Source organism: Kitasatospora sp. NPDC114501 (genome assembly GCF_055633695.1).
In genome coordinates this window covers 73,243-90,399 of record NZ_JBVKDS010000014.1, presented here as the reverse complement: position 1 = coordinate 90,399, position 17,157 = coordinate 73,243, and the positions used below count along the sequence as shown (strand labels likewise).

The window sequence follows — 17,157 nt, the reverse complement described above, 5'->3', positions numbered from 1 at the left end:
TCCAGGGCCACAACCAGCACTTCCCTGTGATCCCGACTCATAATCCTGCGGTCACGCGCACCGTGATGCACCGGGTGTGTCCTTGGCCACACCGGATGCCACATTCACCCGGCATGTGCCCGCCCGGCACCTGCGATCCCTCGCCGTGACACCGCGTGCGCCCCCCGTGCTCCCGACCGGGTAGGTTTGCGCACTGTGGAGGATCTCGACCAACGCATCGTCCAGCTGCTCCTCGAGGACGGCCGGATGAGCTACACGGACCTGGGCAAGGCCACCGGCCTGTCCACCTCGGCGGTGCACCAGCGGGTGCGCCGCCTCGAACAGCGCGGGGTGATCCGCGGCTACACCGCGATCATCGACCCCGACGCCGTCGACCTGGCGCTGACCGCGTTCATCTCGGTCAAACCCTTCGACCCGAGCGCCCCGGACGACACCCCGGAGCGGCTGGCCGGCCTGCCCGAGATCGAGGCCTGCCACAGCGTCGCCGGCGACGAGAACTACATCCTCAAGGTCCGCGTCGGCGCCCCCGGCGACCTGGAGGACCTGCTCGCCCGCATCCGCAGCGCCGCCGGCGTCTCCACCCGCACCACCGTCGTCCTGTCCACCCCGTACGAGGCGCGCCCCCCGAAGCTCTGAACCGCGGGCCGGTCGCCGCGCGGCGACCGGTGACGTGCAGACTTGGCGGCATGACCGAACGCACCCCACGAACCGTCCTGCTGCGCGGCGGCGCCGTCTACAGCCCCGCCGACCCCTTCGCCACCGCGATGCTCGTGGAAGGCGGGCACGTCGCCTGGGTCGGCAGCGACGGCGCCGCCGAGGCGTACGCGGCGACCGCCGACGAGGTCGTCGAGCTGGACGGCGCCCTGGTCACCCCCGCCTTCGTGGACGCCCACGTGCACGCCACCGCCACCGGCCTGGCACTCACCGGCCTCGACCTCACCGGCAGCCCCTCGCTGGCCGCCGCGCTGGCCGCCGTCACCGCCTTCGTCGACGCCCGGCCCGAGCCCGGCGGGGTGCTGATCGGCCACGGCTGGGACGAGACCGGCTGGCCCGAGGGCCGCCCGCCCACGCTCGCCGAACTCGACGCCGCCGCCCGCGGCGCCGCGCTCTACCTCTCCCGCACCGACGTGCACTCCGCGCTCGCCACCACCGCGCTGCGCACCCTCGCCGAGGGCCTGGCCGCGGCGCCCGGCTTCGACCCCGACGGCCCGCTCACCAAGGACGCCCACCACGCCGTCCGGCAGACCGCGCTGGCCCGCCTCACCCCCGAGCAGCGCCGCCGCGCCCAGCGCGCCACCCTGGCCCGCGCCGCCGAGCTCGGCATCGGCGCCCTGCACGAGTGCGCCGGCCCGGAGATCTCCTCGGAGGCCGACCTGGCCGCCCTGCTGGCCCTGGCCGCCGACGGCGAGGGGCCCGAAGTCTTCGGCTACTGGGGCGAGTTGGGCGGTATCGAGACCGCCCGCAGGCTCGGTGCGGTGGGCGCCGGCGGCGACCTCTTCGTGGACGGCGCGCTCGGCTCGCGCACCGCCTGCCTGCACGCCCCGTACGACGACGCCGAGCACACCGGCACCGCCTACCTGACCGCCGAGCAGGTCGCCGACCACGTCGCCGCCTGCACCGAGGCCGGACTCCAGGCCGGGTTCCACGCCATCGGCGACGCGGCCGTCGCAGCGGTCCTCGACGGTGTCCGGGCGGCCGGCGCCCGGGTCGGCGCCGACCGGGTCAAGGCCCTGCGCCACCGCGTCGAACACGCCGAGGCCCTGGACGACAAGGCCGTCGCGGCCTTCGCCGAACTCGGCCTGACCGCCTCCGTCCAGCCCGCCTTCGACGCCGCCTGGGGCGGCCCGGAGGGCATGTACGTCCAGCGCCTGGGCGCCGAGCGGGCGGCCGCCCTCAACCCCTTCGCCGCGCTGCTGCGGGCCGGTGTCCCGCTGGCCTTCGGCTCGGACGCCCCGGTCACCCCGCTCGACCCCTGGGGCACCGTCCGCGCGGCCGCCTTCCACCGGACCCTGGAGCACCGGATCTCGGTGCGGGCCGCCTTCACCGCCCACACCCGCGGCGGCTGGCGCGCCGTCGGCCGGGACCAGGACGGCGTGCTGGTCCCCGGCGCGGTCGCCAGCTACGCGATCTGGGCGGCCGGCGACCTGGTCGTCCAGGCCCCCGACTCCCGGGTGGCCGGCTGGTCCACCGACCCGCGCTCCGGCACTCCCGGGCTGCCCGACCTCACCCCGGGCCACCCGCTGCCGACCTGCCTGCGCACCGTGGTCCGCGGCCGCACGGTGTACCAGCGCTGAAATCCCGTGGATCGGCGGGCCGCCGGGTCCTAGGTTGACCACCATGACCGAACTGGTGCCCGCCGACTTCACCGTCCCGCGCGAACTGCTCGCCCCGGAGTTCCGCCTGGAGCCCCTGGGCGAGCGGCACAACGCCTCCGACCACGCCGCCTGGACGAACAGCATCGCCCACATCCGGGCCACCCCGGGCTTCGTCGGCCGCCGCTGGCCGCCCCTCGACGGGATGCCGCTGGAGCGGAACCGCGACGACCTGCGCCGCCACGCCGCCGACTTCGAGGCCCGGACCGGCTTCACCTACACCGTCCTGGAGCCGGACTGCGACGAGGTGATCGGCTGCGTCTACATCTATCCGGATAGCGAGGACCCGTCCGCGGTCTCGGTCAGCTCCTGGGTCCGGGCCGACCGCGCCCACCTGGACGCCCCGCTGTACCGCGCCGTCTCCGACTGGCTGACCGGGCACTGGCCGCTGGGGGAGGTCCGCTACGCCCCCCGCTGACCCGCTACCACCCTGACCTCACGGGCCGCCGACGTTCCGGGGTACCTTCTTCGCACAGCGTCCGAACAGCAAGCCCCAGGAAGATGGTGCGCCGGTGGCCACTCCCGTCACCCAGGAACGGTCCGAGGCCGTCCCCGAGCCGCCGGACCCGGCGCCCCGCCCGAGCCGCGGAGCCCGCGCGCTCGCCAAGGTCCGCGCCGGGCTTCCCCGCACCGGCCTCGCCGCCCTGGCCGGCCTGCTGCTCGCCCTCGCCTTCCCGCCGTACGACCTGTGGCCGCTGTCGCTGCTCGGCGTCGCCGCGCTCTCGCTGCTCACCCGGGGCCGCACCTTCCGCCAGGGCCTGTGGACGGGCTTCGCCTTCGGCCTGCCGTTCTTCCTGATGCTGCTCAGCTGGCTGCGAGTGGTCGGCTGGGACGCCACGATCGGCCTGTCCGTCGTGGAGGCGCTGTTCCTGGCCCTGCTCGGCGGCGCCCTGGCCGTCACCTCCCGGCTGCCCGGCTGGCCGCTCTGGGCGGCCTGCCTGTGGATCACCCAGGAGTGGGCCCGTGACCGGCTGCCGCTCGGCGGCTTCCCCTGGGGCCGGCTCGCCTTCGCCAACACCGCCACCCCGTACACCCCGCTGGCCGCGCTCGGCGGCGCGCCGCTGGTGACCTTCGCGGTCGCGCTCTCCGGCGCCCTGCTGGCCTGGGCCGCACTGCGGCTGCGCGGCCCCGGCAGGGCCCCGAAGGCGGCCGCACTGGCGGCGCTCGGCGCGGTGGCCGCCCTGCTGGCGGGCTACCTCGTCCCGGTGCCCACGGCCGCCGCCGACACCGTCAAGGTCGCCATCGTCCAGGGCAACGTGCCCAACCCGGGCATGGACTTCCTGGGCCGCCCGATGATGGTCCTCAACAACCACGCCTCGGCCACCGAGCGGCTCGCCGCCGACATCAGGGCCGGCAAGGTCGAGCGCCCCGACATCGTGATCTGGCCGGAGAACTCCTCCGACCTGGACCCGTTCAGCGACCCGCCGGCCCGCCGGCGGATCGACCAGGCGGTCAAGGCGATCGGCGTGCCCACCCTGGTCGGCACCCTGGTGGACGGCCCGGACGCCCAGCACGTCCAGAACGAGGGCATCGTCTGGGACCCGGTCACCGGCCCCGGCGCCTCCTACACCAAGCAGCACCCCGTGCCGTTCGGCGAGTACGTCCCCTTCCGCGCCCAGCTGATGAAGGTGATCACCCGCCTCCAGCGGGTCGCCCGCGACTTCTACCCCGGTGACCACAACGGCGTGATGCAGCTCGGCCCGGCCAGGATCGGCGACGTGATCTGCTTCGAGGTCGCGTACGACGAGATCGTCCGCGACACCGTCGACAGTGGCGCGAGGGTCCTGGTCGTCCAGACCAACAACGCGACCTACGCCAGGACCGGCCAGCCCGAGCAGCAGCTGGCGATGAGCCGGCTGCGCGCCGTCGAGCACGGCCGGGCGGTGCTGATCGCCGCCACCAGCGGCATCAGCGCGGTGATCGGCCCGGACGGCGACGTCCAGCAGCGCACCGAGGAGCTGACCGCGGCCGAGCTGTCGGCCACCGTCCCGTTGCGCGACGGCACCACGGTGGCCGACCGGGTCGGCGCCGTCCCGGAGTGGACGCTGGCCGTCGGCGGCCTGCTGGCCTGCGGCGCGGCGGTGCTGGTCGGACGCCGCCGGAAGGCGCCGGCCGGAACACCGGCCGGGCCGGAACCGTTGGACCAGGTGGTGCCGTAGCCGGCCCGGACCTCCCGTGCGGCGCGCAGAGCACCGCTTGGAGTGGATTCGTACCGTGACCCGGCAAGCTACCCCCACCCGTCCGGCCCCGCGTAGCAGGCTCCGCCGGGTGCTGCCGCTGCTGATGACCGCCTGGCTGGTGCTGGAGATCTGGCTGCTGGTCCAGGTCGGCTCGTGGCTGGGCGGCCTCACCGTCGTGCTGCTGCTCCTCGCGGGCGGCCTGGTCGGCGGCTCGCTGATCAAGCGGGCCGGGGCGAAGGCCCTGTCGGCGGCGATCGAGCAGAGCAGGAACCCGCAGTCCGAGCAGCCGCAGACCGGCACCAGCATGACGGTGCTGGCAGGCCTGCTGCTGATCGTCCCCGGCTTCCTGTCGGACGTGGCGGCCCTGACCCTGCTCTTCCCGCCCACCCGGGCGCTGTGGCGGGCGGTCGGGCGCCGGGTCGCGGACAAGGCGCTGCGCAGCGCCTCCGCGGCCGGCACCGACCCGTTCGCGGACGCGATGCGGCTCCAGGAGCAGCTGCGCATCCATCGCCCGGACGGCAAGGTGATCCAGGGCGAGGTCCTGGATCCGGAGTCCGGCCCGCGCGGCCCGCAGGGGCCGGACGCCCCCCACCGCCCGCCGATCGGGGGCTGACCCGACCCTCCCACCGGCCGCCCGGGGCGCATCCGCCCCGGGCGGTTCGGCGTACCGGGGCGGTTTCTTCTCGGACGGCTCGGAGAACGCGAAAGGGACCCTGGTGACCAGGGTCCCTTTTCGCGTCCTCCCGCTCGTGGCGGGAGCGAGGTGTCAGGCGCTCTTACGGGTGTCCCGCGGGTGCACCGCGAGGTTCATCCCACCGGAGCGGAGCACGGCCAGCCGCTCGGCCAGCACCTCCTCCAACTCCTCGCGCGTCCGGCGCTCCATCAGCATGTCCCAATGGGTACGCGTCGGCTTGGTCTTCTTCTCCTCCGGCTCGTCACCGTCGAGGAGTGCCGCCTCCTGGCCACAGAAGCGGCATTCCCAGACTGCGGGGATCTCCGCCTCGACCGAGAATGGAACCTCGAAACGGTGTCCGTTCTGACATGCGTACTCGACGGTCTGGCGGGGAGCCAGATCGATACCACGGTCGGTCTCGTAGCTAGTGGCCCCGAGTCGCGTGCCGCGGAGAGCTCGCTCGCTCATGAATCGTGCCTCCCGGGCTTATGGCCCACAGGACTAGTGGTCGCTGTTCTTCGTCGTTCGGTCAACGCTCGGCTTCCGACGAAGATTCCCGTCCCGGGACATGCGTCGTCTGTAGTGCCGCCCCTGTTTGTACCCACCCGCGCCCGATTTGTCACATCTGGCCGGTGATATCACCCCAGGTGTCACCTATTTCACATCTGGTGATCGTGCGGGCTTTCTGTGACGAGCGTACCGGGACGGGATTCGGTAGCGGGTGCCGACCCCGGCCGAGGACGGGGAACCGGCCCGGGAGGCGGGGTCGGCCCGGCCGTCAGGAGATCGGACGTGAGCGGATCATCGGCTCGCCCTTGGCCAGGTCGACCGGGTGGGTCGGCGCGGCCGGATCGGCCGCGGGTACGGCCGGCGGGCAGTCCGGGCGGGGCGGGAGGTCGGCGGCGGCCGCCTCGGTGCGGGTGTCCCGGTGCGGCAGCAGCGCGATCACCGCGTCGCGCAGCGGGGCCGGGGCCTCGTCGTCCAGCGGGTCGACGGTGGTGGGCACCTGGAGCCGCATCGGGGTGCCGTTGCCGATCCGGGCGTAGCCGCGGCCGACCGGGGCGTGGACGGCGGGCACGATGTCCAGCGGCGCGCCGAGCGCGTCGTGCCCCTCGTCGGGGCCGGCCGGGCCGAGCACCACGCGGGCCCGGGTGGTGGCGCGGACGGTGGCGGTGAGCCGGTGCCGGGCCTCCAGGTCGTCGGCGACCACCACGGTGACCCGGGCGGCCCGGCCGTGCCGCAGCGGGAGCTCCAGCAGGTCCTGCGGGTCGGGGCGGCCCTCGGCCCGGGCGAGCTCGCTCAGTTCGGTCGGGTGGTCCAGCAGCAGCCACAGCGGCCGGGTGACGTCCTCCGGCGGGGCGCTGCCCGCGTGCCGGGCGGCGTTGAGCGCGGCGAGCCGGCGCTCGGTCTCGGCGACGGCCCACTCCAGCGCGGCCAGCGCGCCGTGCAGGCTGGTCTCCACGGTGTGCACGCCGGGCCGGTTCACCAGGCAGGCGTGCTCCCCGGTGCCCGCGCCGTCGACCACCACCAGGTCGCCGTAGGGGAGCGCCTGGAGCGCGATCGAGCGCAGCAGGCTGGAGGTGCCGTAGCCGGTGACGCCGAGCGCCAGCAGGTGCGGCTCGGGGGAGCGCGGGCCGGTGCGCCAGACCACCGGCGGCTGCTGGACGGTCGTCCCGCCCCGGGTGACCGGGATGGTCCGGGCGGTGCCGTCCTCGTCGGTGAAGCCCAGCACGATCTCGCCGGGCGCCGCCACGAAGCGCTGGGCGGCGATGTCGGTGGGCAGCGGGGCGAGTGCGGTGATCCGCAGCCGGTTGGACTCCTCGTCCCAGTCGAAGCGGTACTCGCGGGCCCGGCCGGCCTTGCCCTGCACCACCTGCTCGATCCGGGCGCGGGCGGCTGGCTCGGTGTCGGTGAAGTAGGCGGGGTAGCTCATCTCCAGCCGGGAGAGCCGGCCCTCGCCGTCGAACTCCCAGGCGCTGAAGGCGTTCTTGTAGCTGCCCTCGAAGTGGTACAGCGGGTTGGCGTCCTCGGGGCCGCACAGGTACGGGGTGAGCGCCGCGTAGAGGGCGCCGAGCTTGACGTCGGCGACGTCCGGGGCGGGCGTCGCGGGCGCCGTCTTGGGGGCCCGGCCGGCCCAGGCGGCGCTGGCCATCAGGGCGATCAGCGCAAACAGCAGCCCGTGCGGCAGCAGGTAGACGCCGATCAGCAGGGCGGCGGTCAGGAACAGCGTCGGGCCGCGGCGCTCCTTCGGGGTGTCCTGCCAGCGGGACCTGGCCCAGTCGAGGTGGTGGCGCAGGCCGCGGCCGATGACGGAGAGCGGGGCGAACATGTCGGAGGCGTGGTCCCCGGCGGTCCGGGCGATCGCGCGGCCCTTGCTGAGGTGGCGGTGGAGCGGCATTCCTTGACTCCCCGGGCGGTGGGACGGGAGGGGGCGGAGGTGGGTGGGACAAGCGGGGTACGACGGGGCCCGGGGCGGTGGGATCCGCGCCCGGGCCGGTACGGGGAGGGGTGGGAGCCAGGACGCTAGAACCTGATGCCGCTGAGCAGGCTGGCGAGGCTGGCGCCGCCCGCGGTGATGCTCGGTGCGATCGAGGAGCCGGCGATGTAGAAGCCGAGGAGGGCGCAGACGATGGCGTGGGAGACCTTCAGTCCGTCCCGGCGGAAGAAGAGAAACGCGATGGTGCCGAACAGGACGATGCCGGAAATCGAGAGGATCATGTTCCGCTCCTCAGGAAGGGGGGACAAGCGGGGGCGTTACGGAAAGCGCACTAATCGTGACAAAAAGTAATAGATGATGGAACGGCGCAAATGGGTGGTTCTGCCGCTCAATACCGCTCCGACGGCCGGGTGGCGGTGGGCGAGCCGGCCGCGGTGGGGGCCGGGCGTCGCGGGATTCGGTGTGCCGAGGCATTCCCGGCCGGCGGGCGGGAAGTTTCCGGGGGGTCCGGGAAGTTCGCTCGAATGGCTGCGCGACGCGCGCGGCCGCGTGTCGTCGCGGGCGCGGGCCGTCATCCGGATTCCGGACGCCCGCTGGTCCGTTCCGGCACCGGCCGCTACCGTGCCCTGGGCGCAGCCCCGAGACCGCCCGACCATCCGACCGCCCGACCGGAAAGGCCGCCCGCCATGACCGACGCCGCCAGCCAGCAGCCCGCCGACGCCCCCGACGCCGAGGTGGTCGCGCTCGCCGGGAAGCTCTTCGACGCCGCCCGGACCGGGGAGACCGACACCCTGTCCGGCTACCTGGACGCCGGCGCCCCGGCCGACCTCACCAACGGCCGCGGCGACACCCTGATCATGCTCGCCGCCTACCACGGCCACGCCGCCACCGTGGCGGAGCTGCTCCGGCACGGAGCCGACCCGAACCTCGTCAACGACCACGGTCAGACCCCGCTGGCCGGCGCCGTCTTCAAGGGCGCCACGGACGTGCTCGACGTGCTGCTGGCCGGCGGCGCCGACCCGCGGGCAGGCACCCCCAGCGCCGTGGACACCGCCCGGATGTTCGGCAAGGACGACCTGGTCGCCCGGTTCGAGGCCCGCTGAGCGGGGACCGTAGGCTCTTCCGTCATGAGCACCAGCACCGCCCAGGACACCGGCACCGTCGAGTTCCGCATCACCGGCTACGCCCACCCCGACGCCCAGGCCCTGTCGGCGGAGGTGCAGCAGGAGTACGTGCGCCGCTACGGCGACCCGGACGAGACCGTCATGCACCCGGACGACTTCGAGGCGCCCGCAGGCCTGTTCCTGATCGCCTACCTGGACGGCCGCCCGGTCGCCTGCGGCGGCTGGCGGGCCAAGCAGGCCGGCCCGGACGACCTGCGCGACGGTGACGTCGAGCTGAAGCGGATGTTCGTGGTCCCCGAGGCCCGCGGCCGCGGCCTGGCCCGGGCGGTGCTGGGCCGCCTGGAGCGGACCGCGGCCGAGGCCGGGCGCACCCGCGTCATCCTGGAGACCGGCACCGAGCAGCCCGAGGCCGTCGCACTGTACCGGTCCGAGGGCTACGCCCCGATCCGGAAGTTCGGCATCTACAAGGACCACCCGCAGAGCATCTGCCTCGGCAAGGAGCTGGCTCCGGCGGTCTGACCCGCGCTCGCGCGGGGAAGGCTCCCGTCGGCCCGAAGGGGGAGACGGATGAGTCACCAGCCGCCCGGACCGGGCGCACCCGGAGCCGACCGGCTCCCCGGCCTGGCCGCGCCCGGCGGGGAGCTGGACCGGCTGGTCGGGGACGGCGCGCGCGCCCTCGGAGCGGGCGCCGTCTGGGCCGTCGGCGAGGCCGGCGGCACGCTCGGCGGCGGCGGCCACGGCGTGCTCGGGCAGGGGCCGTACGCGCGGCTGCGGCCCGGGCCGGACACCCTGTACGACCTCGCCAGCCTCACCAAGGTCGTCGCGCTCTGGCCCTGCGCCGGGGCGCTCCGGCAGTCCGGCCGGCTGCCCCTGGACGAGCCGCTCGGGCGCTGGTGGCGACCGGCCGCCGGCCTCCCCGCCGGCGAGGTGACGGCCCGTCAACTCCTCGCCCACAACGCCGGGATGCTCCCGTACACCCGCTTCGAGCAGCTCTACGGGCGCGACCTCGCGGCGATCCGGACCGGGGTCCTCGCCGCCCCGCTGCACCGACCGCCGGGCACGGCCGTCGAGTACACCGACCGGGCCGCCGTGCTGCTCACCTACCTGGTCGAGGACCTCGGCGGCGCCCCGCTGGACGAACTCGCCGCGCGCTGGGCCTGGCGGCCGCTCGGCATGGCCGACACCCGCTACGGCCCGCTCGACGCCGCATCCGCCGGCCGCACCGCGCCGACCGAGTACGAGGAGGGCGCCGGCGGCTACCTGTGCGGCGTCGTCCACGACCCCTCCGCCCGGCTGCTCGGCGGCGTCTCCGGCAACGCCGGGGCCTTCTCCACCGCCCGCGACCTCGCCCGCTTCCTCGCCGCGTTGCTCGCCCCACCGCCCGGGCTGCCCTGGGGCGGCGGGTGGATCGAGGAGTCGCTGCGCGAGCAGACCGGCGGCCTCGCCCCCGCCCGCGGCCTGTCCTGGCTGTGCGCCCCCGGCACCGACCCGGCCGAGGCCACCTTCGTCCACTACGGCTTCACCGGCACCGGCTTCTGGGTCTCCCGGCGGCTCGGCCGCTGGGCGCTGCTGCTCACCAACAAGGTGCACTACGACCGGGGCGTCCAGCGGTTGACCGAGCTGCGCGACGCCTTCCGGCAGGCCGTCTTCGGTTAGGGGCACTCCTTCGAGTGGATTCGGCGCGAACCGCCGTTTCGGGGGCCGGAACCGCGGCAGATTGTCCCCGAGATGCGGAGGTCGGCGGAGGAGGCGCGATGACGGACACCTGGGCACTCTCGGAGGAGGAGTGGCTCGCCGGAATGGTGCGCGCCTACGTCGGGTGCAGCGTGCTGCTGACCGACGAGGCGGGTAGGATCCTGCTGCTGAAGGCCAGTTACCGCGACCAGTGGCAGTTCCCCGGCGGCGGGATGGACCCGGGGGAGGGGCCCGCCGAGTGCGCGGCCCGCGAACTGTACGAGGAGACGGGGCTGTTGGCCGGGCCGCTGCGGCTGCTGGTGGTGGAGTGGCGCGACGCGATCCCCGACCAGGGCGAACACGCCCACCCCGCCGTGCAGTTCATGTTCGACGGCGGGACGGTCGCGGCCGGGGCGGTGGTCCGCGCGCAGGCCGAGGAGGTCGCCGACCACGGCTACTTCACCCCGGCCCAGGCGGCCGTCCTGCTGCAGCCCGGTGCGGCGCGCCGGCTCACCGGGGCCCTGGAGGCCCGGCGGACCGGCGCCGCCGCGCTGCTGCACTCGGACGGTTACGTGGGATGACGGGAGGTCAGAGGAGGGTGCTCCAGTAGTACCAGAACCGGTTGAGCACCATCAGCGCGATCACCGCGGCCCACAGCACCGGCAGCGCCCAGTGGTACCGCGCCGCCTCCCGGACGACCACCCGCAGCCGCGGGCCCACCGGGATCACCCCCGCGCGCAGGTTGTGCAGCGTGGTGTACCAGAACAGCGCCACCACCGTCGCCCACACCACCATGCAGTACGGGCAGAGTGCGCCGATGTCGTACAGAGCCTGGTAGACCAGCCAGTGCGCGAACACCACGCCCAGCGCGGTGCCCGCGTTCAGCCCCAGCCAGAACCAGCGCCGGTAGGCGGCCCCGGCGAGCAGCCCCGCGCCGATCGCCGTCAGCGCGCCGAAGGCGGCCAGCCCGAGCAGCGGGTTCGGGAAGCCGAAGACCTCCGCCTGTTCGGTGCGCATCACCGAGCCGCAGCTGATCACCGGGTTGAGGTTGCAGCTGGGGACGTAGGAGGGGTTCTCCAGGATGCGGAGCTTGTCGAAGGTCAGGACGGCCGAGGCGGCCAGCCCGACCAGCCCGCCGAGGAGCAGCAGGAGGGCGAGGGCCCGGCTCGCGCCGACCGGGGACCGTCCGGCGTCGTCGGGGGCGTCGTCGTCGGGAGCGGAGCGGGACAGGTGCACGGGGGTAGCGGCGGTCATGGCAGCACACTCCGGTGGCTGGCTTGGAGGGGCCGGCCCGGCCGGGAATCGGCCGGGCCGGGTGGTGCCGTACGGTGCCGGGGCGCGGCCTACTGGAGGCCGGCGGCCTGCTTCACCTGCGCGGTGAACTGCTCCGGCGGGACCACGGCGTTCCCGGCGAACAGGGTGATCTGCTTGCCGTCCACCTTGACGGTCGGCGTGCCGGTCACCCCGCTGTCGTTGAACGCGTCGGAGACCTTGGCCGCCCAGGGGGCGTAGGTCCGGTCGGTCACCGCCTTCACGAAGGCGTCGGTCTTCAGGCCGGGCACCTGGCCGGCCAGGTCCAGGAGGTGGTTGACGTCGCCGAAGCCGTCCTCGCGCTCGTCCGGCTGGTTGGCGTACAGCACGTCGTGGAACGCCTTGAACTTGTCCACGCCCTCGTTCAGCGCGGCGCCGGCGGCGGCCAGCGCGGTGCGCGAGCCCTTGCCGCCGAGGTTCTTGTCCAGGAACGCCGCCAGGTGGAACTCCACCTTGATCTGGCCGTCCTCGGTGAGCTTCCTGACGGTCTCGCCGTTCGCCGCCTCGAAGTGCTTGCAGACCGGGCAGCGGAAGTCCTCGTAGATCGCCATGGTGTGCGGCGCGTCGGCCTTGCCGTAGGTGACCACCGTGCCGTCCGGGCCGGAGGCGTTCGCGGGCACGACCAGCGGCGCCGAACCGGCGGCGGAGGCCTTGTCGTCCTTGTCCGAGGCCGAGTTGACCGCGAGGGCGACGCCGCCCGCGAGGGCCAGGACGACGACGGCCGAGACCGTCACCACGATCCGCTGCCGGCGCTTGGCGGCCTGCTGCTCGCGGCGCTGCGCCTCCTGGATCCGCTCACGGGCACTGATGCGCTTGGCCTGCTGCTTGCTGGGGGCCTGAGCCATGGGGAAGTCAACTCCTGTACGCGGCGCGCGGGTGCGCGCGGGAAGCCGCACCTGGTGCGGCGGGTTCGGGGAACGCGGGAGTCGTGCGCACTGCCTGCGGGCGTGGCGGGGCCGTCCGGCCGGGCACGCGGGACGATCGAGCGGGAGGGACGATCAGCAGGCAGGCGCGAAGGCGGGAGGGCCGCGCCGGGGCGCCGGGCTCAGCACTACGTCCTCGCGGCGCGGCCGCGGGCGGTCCGACACCGGCAGCGGTACCCGCAGCACCGGGCGCACCGGAGCCGGGACCAGCAGGACGACCAGGGCGCGCAGCGGTCCGGCCAGCGACTCGCGCAGCGCGCGCAGCGCCCGGGCCAGGCCGGAGAGGGCGGCGTCGCCCATCCGCAGCCAGGCCGAGGCGGCCAGGGCGATCACCAGGTGCACCAGCAGGAGCAGCAGCTGGGTCGCGGCCGGGGCCAACTGCCCGGCGTGGCCCAGCGGGCCGCTCAGCAGCGAGCCGTCCACCGAACCGCCGCCACAGACCAGCAGGTTCACCCCGCGGGCGGGCACCTGACCGGCCAGCACCGGCGAACAGCCGGCCTGGCCCAGGTTGAAGGTGGTGTTGAGCAGCAGCTCGACCGGCACCATCACGCCGGAGATGTGCAGCAGCCGCCGCTCCCCGCCGGCCAGCACGGCCGCGACCAGGAAGACGACGGCACCGGCCGTGGCCACCAGCGACAGCGGCAGCGGACGGCCGGTGATGACCACCTGGCCCAACGCGGCCATCGGCACGGCGAGCGCGGTGAACACCGCGGCCCGCAGGGCCCTGGTCGCGTGGGAGGAGGTCGTCACGCTCCGGAGTATGCCATGGCGCCCTCATCCGGCACGAGGGCCCGTAGGTCCCTGGTCCGGCTGACGCGCTCTCAGTAGCCTGCGGGGTCGACAGCGGGGGCGGCAGCCGCTGTGCGCGTACTAGCCTGGAAGCGTTGCCACCGACCGGACGAGGGGGCGAGCGCCGATGGCGAAACCCGGGACCACGGTGGGGCAGGTGCTGCTGGCGCGCATCGAGGCGCAGGCCGTGGTGCTGGCCGGCCTGGACGACGCCGTCCGGGCGGACGAGCCGGACGCCGTGCACCGGATGCGGGTCGCCTGCCGGCGGCTGCGCAGCGCCCTGCGGACCTTCCGGCGGCTGTTCGTGCCCGGCGCCACCGACGACCTGGTCGTCGAGCTGCGCTGGCTCGCCGCCGTGCTCGGCAGGGCCCGGGACCGCGAGGTGCTGGCCGAACGGCTGGCCGCCGAGGCCTACGGGCTGCCCGCGGAGTGCGAGCCGCGGCGGGTCGCCGCCGCGCTGGAGCGGTGGGGCGAGGCCGAGTACCGCGAAATCCGGTCCAAGGTGGTCGCCGCCCTCGACAGCCCCCGCCGCCGGGCGATCGGCGAGGCCCTCGCCGTCCTGCTCGCCGACCCGCCGCTGCGCCCGCGCGCCGCCCGCGACGCCGTCCCGGAGCTCTCCCGGATCGCCGCCCGCGAGCAGCACCGCACCGCCGAACGCGTCCGCACGGCCCTCGCCGCCGGCCCCGAGCAGCGGGACCACGCCCTCCACCAGGCCCGCAAGGCCGCCAAGCGCGCCCGCTACGCGGGCGAGACCGCCGTCCCGGCGGTCGGCGCCCGGGCCGAGCGCTACGTCCGGCGGATGAAGGCCGTCCAGGACGTGCTGGGCGAGCACCAGGACGCCGTGGTCGCCGCGGGCGCCCTCGCCGCCCACGCGGCCGACGGCGGCGAGCCGTTCGGCTACGGCGTCCTGTACGGCCGCCAGCTCGCCACCGAGGAGGCCGCCCGGGGACGGCTGCCGGACGTCTGGCGGCGGGCGGGCAGACGGAAGCTGGCCCGGTTCGACTGACCGGGGGCCTCAGCGCGGGTCTAGTCCCGCCGAGCGGGCCGCCTCGCGCAGCAGGTCCCGGAGCATCACGGTGGTCAGCCGACCGGTGTTCGTGTTGCGCGGGCTCACGTGGTAGCAGCCGTACATCCGCAGCTCCGGGCCGCCGTCGCGGGCCGGGAAGGTGGCGAGGGCGGCGTGGCCGAAGGCGGGGCGGGGGCGGGGGACCTGCCAGCCGGCGTCCGCGATCACCGGCAGCATCGCCTGCCAGGCAAAGCCGCCGAGGGCGACGACGGTGCGCACGGTGGGGCGCATCAGCTCCAGCTCCCGGGTGATCCAGGGCCGGCAGGTGTCGCGCTCGGCGGTGCTGGGCCGGTTGTCCGGCGGGGCGCAGCGGACCGGGTCGGTGATCCGGACGCCGAACAGCTCCAGGCCGTCGCCGTGGCGGACGGACTCGGGGCGGTTGGCGAGCCCGAGCTCGTACAGGGAGGCGTAGAGCAGGTCGCCGGAGGGGTCGCCGGTGAAGATCCGGCCGGTGCGGTTGGCGCCGTGGGCGGCGGGGGCGAGGCCGACCAGGACGAGCGGGGCGTCCGGCGGGCCGAAGCCGGGGATGGGGCGGGCCCAGTAGTCCCAGTCCAGGTAGGCGCGGCGCTTGGTCCGGGCGGTCTCCTCGCGCCACTCGACCAGGCGGGGGCAGGCGCGGCAGCCGGTGACGACGCGGTCCAGGGCGGTGAGTACGGCGGTCCGGGCGGCGGCCCCGGCGGGGTGGCGGGGGTCGTCGGGGTGGTCGGCGGGGTCGGCGGGATCGGTGGCAGGGTCGGTGGCGGGCTCGTCGGCGGGAGAGGGCGCGGCCATGGCCACGATCCTAACCAGCCGGGGTTCCGGGGGCCGGGGGAACGTTCCGGCGCGGCCCGGGCAGGCGTAGCGTGGAACCAGTTGCTCCGGCGGTCCCCGGCCGGTCCGGGTCGGCGGCGGCCGGACGCGCCGGTGTGCGCGCAGGCCGCGAGGAGGCCGCGATGATCGTCGATGCGGTGCTGGGGGCCGTCGGAGGGCTCGTCGGCCTGGGGGCGATCTGGGCGGGCATGAGCATCAGGGTCGTCCAGCAGTTCCAGAAGGGCGTGGTGTTCCGCTTCGGGAAGGTGCGCGACGAGGTGCGCGATCCCGGGCTGGTGGCGCTGCTGCCGATCGCGGACCGGCTGCGCAAGGTGAACGTGCAGATCGTGACGATGCCGATCCCGGCGCAGGAGGGCATTACCCGGGACAACGTGACCGTGCGGGTGGACGCGGTGGTCTACTTCCGGGTGCTGGACCCGGTGAAGGCCACCGTCAACGTGCAGGACTACAACTTCGCGATCTCCCAGGTCGCGCAGACCTCGCTGCGTTCGATCATCGGCAAGAGCGAGCTGGACGACCTGCTGGCCAACCGGGAACCGATCAACCAGGGGCTGGAGTTGATGATCGACAGTCCGGCGCTGGGCTGGGGCATCGAGATCGACCGGGTGGAGATCAAGGACGTCGCGCTGCCGGAGTCGATGAAGCGCTCGATCGCCCGGCAGGCGGAGGCCGAGCGGGAGCGGCGGGCCCGGATCATCACGGCGGACGGCGAGTACCAGGCCTCGGAGCGGCTGTCGGAGGCCGCGGCGGTGATGAGCGCGACCCCGGCCGCGCTCCAACTGCGGTTGTTGCAGACCGTGGTGGAGGTGGCCGCGGAGAAGAACTCGACGCTGGTGCTGCCCTTCCCGGTGGAGCTGCTGCGCTTCCTGGACAGCGCGACGGAGGTCCAGCAGCGGAACCTGCTGACGGCCGCGGCGGCCGCGGCCGGGGCGAAGGCCGCGGAGGAGGCGGTGGAGAGCGGCGAGGTCCCGGAGGAGAAGCTCGAACCGGACCGGGCCAAGCACGAACTTCCGCCCCTGGACGAGGTGTTGGAGCAGGCGCCGCTGGGCGGCCCGGAGTCGCCGGACGGCCGGGCCGAGCGCGACGGCGGTACCGGACCGGCCGGGGAGGAGTGAGCGGACCGGGCCCCGGTGGCGTCGGCCATCCGCCCGGACCAGGATGGACGAGGGGAAGGGAAGCCAGGTCAGGAGGCGGACCATGACCAGAGCCAGCGACATCATGCACCCGGGCGCGGAGTGCATCCGCGAGAACGAGACGCTCGCGGCCGCCGCCCGGATCATGCGGGAACGCCATGTGGGTGCGCTGCCCATCTGCGGGACGGGCGACAAGTTGGTGGGGATCGTGACCGACCGCGACATCGTGCTGCGCTGCGTCGCCGAGGGCCGTGACCCGGCGTCGGTGACGGCTGGCGAGCTGGCGCAGGGGCGGCCGATGACGGTGGAGGCGGACGAGGACTGCGAGCAGGTGCTGCGGGTGATGGAGCAGTACCAGGTGCGCCGGCTGCCGGTGATCAACCACCCGGAGCACAAGCTGGTCGGCATGATCAGCGAGGCGGACATCGCGCGCGGTCTGCCGCAGGCGCGGGTCGCCGAGTTCGTCTCGGCGGTCTGCGCGGAGGAGGCGCCCGCGGGGGCGGCCCAGGGCTGACCCGCCGTGCCCACGCGGCCCCCGCCCTGCACCCGGGCGGGGGCCGCGGACGCCCGGCCGGTCCGGCTGTCGATCGGTGCGGGTTTCCTGGGAGAGGCCCTGATCGTCGGCCATCCGGTAACTTTAGTTGTCAAAGTAGGGATTGGTAACT

General features: G+C 74.7%; 19 protein-coding genes. 12 read left to right on the top strand and 7 right to left on the bottom strand.

Annotation, left to right across the window (positions count from 1 at the left end; translation table 11 throughout):
* Window positions 1-195: 195 nt before the first annotated feature.
* From ACZ7RU_RS25400 to fxsA, 5 genes are all read left to right on the top strand, one after another.
* Window positions 196-636: an Lrp/AsnC family transcriptional regulator gene (locus ACZ7RU_RS25400; protein WP_045694655.1), complete on the top strand. Its 441-nt coding sequence runs from the start codon at window positions 196-198 to the stop codon at window positions 634-636.
* Window positions 637-686: 50 nt separating this feature from the next.
* Window positions 687-2,294, top strand: a complete 1,608-nt coding sequence (locus ACZ7RU_RS25395) for an amidohydrolase (protein ID WP_470343263.1) — start codon at window positions 687-689, stop codon at window positions 2,292-2,294.
* Between the two features lie 43 nt (window positions 2,295-2,337).
* Window positions 2,338-2,790 (top strand): GNAT family N-acetyltransferase, encoded by a 453-nt coding sequence (locus tag ACZ7RU_RS25390; RefSeq protein ID WP_470343262.1) that lies wholly within the window; start codon window positions 2,338-2,340, stop codon window positions 2,788-2,790.
* A 94-nt stretch (window positions 2,791-2,884) separates the two neighbouring features.
* Window positions 2,885-4,531 (top strand): apolipoprotein N-acyltransferase, encoded by a 1,647-nt coding sequence (gene lnt / locus ACZ7RU_RS25385; protein ID WP_470343261.1) that lies wholly within the window; start codon window positions 2,885-2,887, stop codon window positions 4,529-4,531.
* A gap of 55 nt (window positions 4,532-4,586) precedes the next feature.
* Window positions 4,587-5,165 (top strand): FxsA family membrane protein, encoded by a 579-nt coding sequence (gene fxsA, locus ACZ7RU_RS25380; RefSeq protein ID WP_470343260.1) that lies wholly within the window; start codon window positions 4,587-4,589, stop codon window positions 5,163-5,165.
* A gap of 153 nt (window positions 5,166-5,318) precedes the next feature.
* Here the strand turns inward: fxsA and ACZ7RU_RS25375 are convergent, their stop codons facing one another.
* The 3 genes from ACZ7RU_RS25375 to ACZ7RU_RS25365 form a co-directional block, all read right to left on the bottom strand.
* Complete coding sequence (locus ACZ7RU_RS25375; protein ID WP_030058371.1) at window positions 5,319-5,693, bottom strand: RNA polymerase-binding protein RbpA; 375 nt, start codon at window positions 5,691-5,693, stop codon at window positions 5,319-5,321.
* A 310-nt stretch (window positions 5,694-6,003) separates the two neighbouring features.
* A complete protein-coding gene (locus ACZ7RU_RS25370; protein WP_470343259.1) occupies window positions 6,004-7,623 on the bottom strand; it encodes a hypothetical protein in 1,620 nt (539 codons plus the stop codon).
* Window positions 7,624-7,748: 125 nt separating this feature from the next.
* Complete coding sequence (locus ACZ7RU_RS25365; protein WP_188300502.1) at window positions 7,749-7,943, bottom strand: hypothetical protein; 195 nt, start codon at window positions 7,941-7,943, stop codon at window positions 7,749-7,751.
* A gap of 405 nt (window positions 7,944-8,348) precedes the next feature.
* Here ACZ7RU_RS25365 and ACZ7RU_RS25360 point away from each other — a divergent pair, with 405 nt between their 5' ends.
* The 4 genes from ACZ7RU_RS25360 to ACZ7RU_RS25345 all read left to right on the top strand — a co-directional run bounded on the left by ACZ7RU_RS25360 (window position 8,349) and on the right by ACZ7RU_RS25345 (window position 11,041).
* Window positions 8,349-8,765, top strand: a complete 417-nt coding sequence (locus tag ACZ7RU_RS25360; protein WP_470343258.1) for an ankyrin repeat domain-containing protein — start codon at window positions 8,349-8,351, stop codon at window positions 8,763-8,765.
* A 24-nt stretch (window positions 8,766-8,789) separates the two neighbouring features.
* Complete coding sequence (locus tag ACZ7RU_RS25355; RefSeq protein ID WP_470343257.1) at window positions 8,790-9,305, top strand: GNAT family N-acetyltransferase; 516 nt, start codon at window positions 8,790-8,792, stop codon at window positions 9,303-9,305.
* Window positions 9,306-9,353: 48 nt separating this feature from the next.
* The gene (locus ACZ7RU_RS25350) at window positions 9,354-10,442 is read left to right on the top strand and encodes a serine hydrolase domain-containing protein (protein WP_470343256.1); all 1,089 of its coding nucleotides are present in this window, start codon (window positions 9,354-9,356) and stop codon (window positions 10,440-10,442) included.
* Between the two features lie 98 nt (window positions 10,443-10,540).
* The gene (locus ACZ7RU_RS25345; protein WP_470343255.1) at window positions 10,541-11,041 is read left to right on the top strand and encodes an NUDIX domain-containing protein; all 501 of its coding nucleotides are present in this window, start codon (window positions 10,541-10,543) and stop codon (window positions 11,039-11,041) included.
* Window positions 11,042-11,048: 7 nt separating this feature from the next.
* On the opposite strand, the gene ACZ7RU_RS25340 is transcribed toward ACZ7RU_RS25345, so the two are convergent.
* The 3 genes from ACZ7RU_RS25340 to ACZ7RU_RS25330 form a co-directional block, all read right to left on the bottom strand.
* Window positions 11,049-11,714, bottom strand: a complete 666-nt coding sequence (locus ACZ7RU_RS25340; RefSeq protein WP_470343254.1) for a vitamin K epoxide reductase family protein — start codon at window positions 11,712-11,714, stop codon at window positions 11,049-11,051.
* A gap of 89 nt (window positions 11,715-11,803) precedes the next feature.
* Window positions 11,804-12,616, bottom strand: a complete 813-nt coding sequence (locus tag ACZ7RU_RS25335) for a DsbA family protein (RefSeq protein ID WP_470343253.1) — start codon at window positions 12,614-12,616, stop codon at window positions 11,804-11,806.
* Between the two features lie 153 nt (window positions 12,617-12,769).
* Window positions 12,770-13,444, bottom strand: a complete 675-nt coding sequence (locus ACZ7RU_RS25330; protein WP_470343252.1) for a hypothetical protein — start codon at window positions 13,442-13,444, stop codon at window positions 12,770-12,772.
* 166 nt (window positions 13,445-13,610) lie between these two features.
* Between ACZ7RU_RS25330 and ACZ7RU_RS25325 the strand changes: the two genes are divergently transcribed.
* Entirely contained in the window at window positions 13,611-14,489 is an 879-nt protein-coding gene (locus tag ACZ7RU_RS25325) for a CHAD domain-containing protein (protein WP_470343251.1), read from the top strand.
* A gap of 9 nt (window positions 14,490-14,498) precedes the next feature.
* Here ACZ7RU_RS25325 and ACZ7RU_RS25320 read toward each other — a convergent pair whose 3' ends face one another.
* Window positions 14,499-15,320: a uracil-DNA glycosylase gene (locus ACZ7RU_RS25320; RefSeq protein ID WP_470343250.1), complete on the bottom strand. Its 822-nt coding sequence runs from the start codon at window positions 15,318-15,320 to the stop codon at window positions 14,499-14,501.
* 161 nt (window positions 15,321-15,481) lie between these two features.
* On the opposite strand from ACZ7RU_RS25320, the gene ACZ7RU_RS25315 reads away from it, so the two are divergent.
* Both ACZ7RU_RS25315 and ACZ7RU_RS25310 read left to right on the top strand, forming a co-directional pair.
* Complete coding sequence (locus ACZ7RU_RS25315; RefSeq protein ID WP_470343249.1) at window positions 15,482-16,474, top strand: slipin family protein; 993 nt, start codon at window positions 15,482-15,484, stop codon at window positions 16,472-16,474.
* Between the two features lie 82 nt (window positions 16,475-16,556).
* A complete protein-coding gene (locus ACZ7RU_RS25310) occupies window positions 16,557-17,006 on the top strand; it encodes a CBS domain-containing protein (protein WP_470343248.1) in 450 nt (149 codons plus the stop codon).
* Window positions 17,007-17,157: the final 151 nt, after the last annotated feature.

Coding starts and splice junctions, on each gene's coding strand:
- ACZ7RU_RS25395 (WP_470343263.1), top strand. CDS start 687: ATGACCGAACGCACCCCACGAACCGTCCTGCTGCGCGGCGGCGCCGTC.
- ACZ7RU_RS25390 (WP_470343262.1), top strand. CDS start 2,338: ATGACCGAACTGGTGCCCGCCGACTTCACCGTCCCGCGCGAACTGCTC.
- ACZ7RU_RS25375 (WP_030058371.1), bottom strand. CDS start 5,693: ATGAGCGAGCGAGCTCTCCGCGGCACGCGACTCGGGGCCACTAGCTAC.
- ACZ7RU_RS25370 (WP_470343259.1), bottom strand. CDS start 7,623: ATGCCGCTCCACCGCCACCTCAGCAAGGGCCGCGCGATCGCCCGGACC.
- ACZ7RU_RS25365 (WP_188300502.1), bottom strand. CDS start 7,943: ATGATCCTCTCGATTTCCGGCATCGTCCTGTTCGGCACCATCGCGTTT.
- ACZ7RU_RS25360 (WP_470343258.1), top strand. CDS start 8,349: ATGACCGACGCCGCCAGCCAGCAGCCCGCCGACGCCCCCGACGCCGAG.
- ACZ7RU_RS25355 (WP_470343257.1), top strand. CDS start 8,790: ATGAGCACCAGCACCGCCCAGGACACCGGCACCGTCGAGTTCCGCATC.
- ACZ7RU_RS25350 (WP_470343256.1), top strand. CDS start 9,354: ATGAGTCACCAGCCGCCCGGACCGGGCGCACCCGGAGCCGACCGGCTC.
- ACZ7RU_RS25345 (WP_470343255.1), top strand. CDS start 10,541: ATGACGGACACCTGGGCACTCTCGGAGGAGGAGTGGCTCGCCGGAATG.
- ACZ7RU_RS25340 (WP_470343254.1), bottom strand. CDS start 11,714: ATGACCGCCGCTACCCCCGTGCACCTGTCCCGCTCCGCTCCCGACGAC.
- ACZ7RU_RS25335 (WP_470343253.1), bottom strand. CDS start 12,616: ATGGCTCAGGCCCCCAGCAAGCAGCAGGCCAAGCGCATCAGTGCCCGT.
- ACZ7RU_RS25325 (WP_470343251.1), top strand. CDS start 13,611: ATGGCGAAACCCGGGACCACGGTGGGGCAGGTGCTGCTGGCGCGCATC.
- ACZ7RU_RS25320 (WP_470343250.1), bottom strand. CDS start 15,320: ATGGCCGCGCCCTCTCCCGCCGACGAGCCCGCCACCGACCCTGCCACC.
- ACZ7RU_RS25315 (WP_470343249.1), top strand. CDS start 15,482: ATGATCGTCGATGCGGTGCTGGGGGCCGTCGGAGGGCTCGTCGGCCTG.
- ACZ7RU_RS25310 (WP_470343248.1), top strand. CDS start 16,557: ATGACCAGAGCCAGCGACATCATGCACCCGGGCGCGGAGTGCATCCGC.